General features: G+C 58.9%; 2 protein-coding genes. Both read left to right on the top strand.

Annotated features, from left to right (window positions below; genetic code table 11):
• Positions 1-614 (top strand): bifunctional methylenetetrahydrofolate dehydrogenase/methenyltetrahydrofolate cyclohydrolase FolD (folD, locus tag DBR18_RS01855; protein WP_108589046.1); only part of this gene is annotated, 614 nt, incomplete at its 5' end.
• Positions 615-844: 230 nt separating this feature from the next.
• Positions 845-1783: a D-alanyl-D-alanine endopeptidase gene (gene pbpG, locus DBR18_RS01850; RefSeq protein ID WP_108589045.1), complete on the top strand. Its 939-nt coding sequence runs from the start codon at positions 845-847 to the stop codon at positions 1781-1783.
• The last annotated feature ends 105 nt before the right edge of the window (positions 1784-1888 follow it).

Below are 1888 nucleotides of genomic sequence, written 5' to 3'. Positions count from 1 at the left end.
ATCTGATCGATCGCCTCAACGACGACCCGGCCATCGACGGCGTGCTGCTGCAACTGCCGCTGCCCGAGCACCTGGACGCCTCCAAACTGCTGGAGCGCATTCGCCCGGACAAAGACGTCGACGGCTTCCATCCTTATAACGTCGGCCGTCTGGCCCAACGCATCCCGCTGCTGCGCCCATGCACCCCGAAAGGCATCATGACCTTGCTGGAAAGCACCGGCGTTGATCTTTATGGTCTGGATGCGGTGGTGGTTGGCGCCTCCAACATCGTCGGTCGTCCGATGGCGATGGAACTGCTGCTGGCCGGTTGCACCGTGACCGTCACCCACCGCTTCACCAAGGATCTGGCCGGCCACGTCGGACGCGCCGATCTGGTGGTGGTCGCCGCCGGCAAGCCGGGCCTGGTCAAGGGCGAATGGATCAAGGAAGGCGCGATCGTGATCGACGTCGGCATCAACCGTCAGGACGACGGCAAGCTGGTCGGCGACGTGGTGTACGAAACCGCCCTGCCCCGTGCCGGCTGGATCACTCCAGTGCCGGGCGGCGTTGGCCCGATGACCCGTGCCTGCCTGCTGGAAAACACCCTCTACGCGGCAGAAACACTGCACGCCTGAGGCGTCATTTCAGCAAGAAAAGAACCCCGCCTTGTGCGGGGTTTTTCGTATCTGAGAAAAAACACTAACCGTTCGCCGGAAACCCCTCTTTTTACAGGCCTTTTCACGAGATTTTCAGGTCATTCAAACAACCATCGACAGATCTTCAGCCATACTCCTAGAATGCGACGCTTTGAAGAAATAACCCGTTACAAACTAACGGAATATCCAACCTTTATGAGTTCGCCCGCGTGAAAATTCGTCTTTCGATCCTGAGCCTGTTGTTTGCTTTTTCAGGCACATTCGTCACGCCAACCGTCAGCGCCGCTGAAACCACCGCCGCGCCACGCGATGCCTCGCAACTGAAGATCGCCTCCGGCAGCGCCCTGCTTATGGATTTGCAGACCAATAAAGTCATCTATTCGAGCAACCCGGACGTGATCGTGCCGATCGCCTCGGTGAGCAAACTGATGACCGGGCTGGTCGTGGTCGAAGCGCACCAGAACATGGACGAATGGATCGACGTCGACATCAGCCACACCCCGGAAATGAAAGGCGTGTTTTCCCGAGTCAAACTCAAGAGCGAACTGCCGCGCCGCGAGATGCTGCTGATTGCCCTGATGTCTTCGGAAAACCGTGCAGCCGCCAGCCTCGCGCATCACTATCCGGGCGGTTACGCCGCGTTCATCGCGGCAATGAATGCCAAGGCCAAGGCACTGGGCATGACCAACACCCACTATGTCGAGCCGACCGGCTTGTCGGAACGCAACGTTTCCACTGCCCGCGACCTGAGCAAACTGCTGGTGGCTGCGAGCAAACACCCGATTCTCACTGAGCTGACCACCACCAAGGAAAAAACCGTGTCGTTCCGCAAACCCAATTACACCCTGGGTTTCCGCAACACCGATCACTTGGTGAACAAGGCCGACTGGGACATCAAGATCACCAAAACCGGCTTCACCAACCCGGCTGGGCACTGTCTGGTACTGGTCACACGAATGGGCAACCGTCCGGTGGCCTTGGTGATTCTCGATGCGTTCGGCAAGTACACGCATTTTGCCGATGCGAGCCGCATCCGCAGCTGGGTAGAAACCGGTCGCAGCGCCAGCGTCCCGGCAGTTGCACAACAATACAAGGCCGAGAAAAACCTCAAGAATCGCCAGAGCGGCGTGGTCGAAGCCTCCAAGTAACCAGAAAAACCCAACTGTGGCGAGGGAGCTTGCTCCCGCCGGGGCGCGTAGCGGACCTTCTTTTTTAACAAGAGAGGCCTGCTGCGCAGTCCAGCGGGAGCAAGC

Source organism: Pseudomonas sp. HMWF021 (assembly GCF_003061005.1).
Taxonomy (GTDB): domain Bacteria; phylum Pseudomonadota; class Gammaproteobacteria; order Pseudomonadales; family Pseudomonadaceae; genus Aquipseudomonas.
Note: the sequence above shows the minus strand (reverse complement) of the source record. Positions and strands in the feature narration are given on the sequence as shown.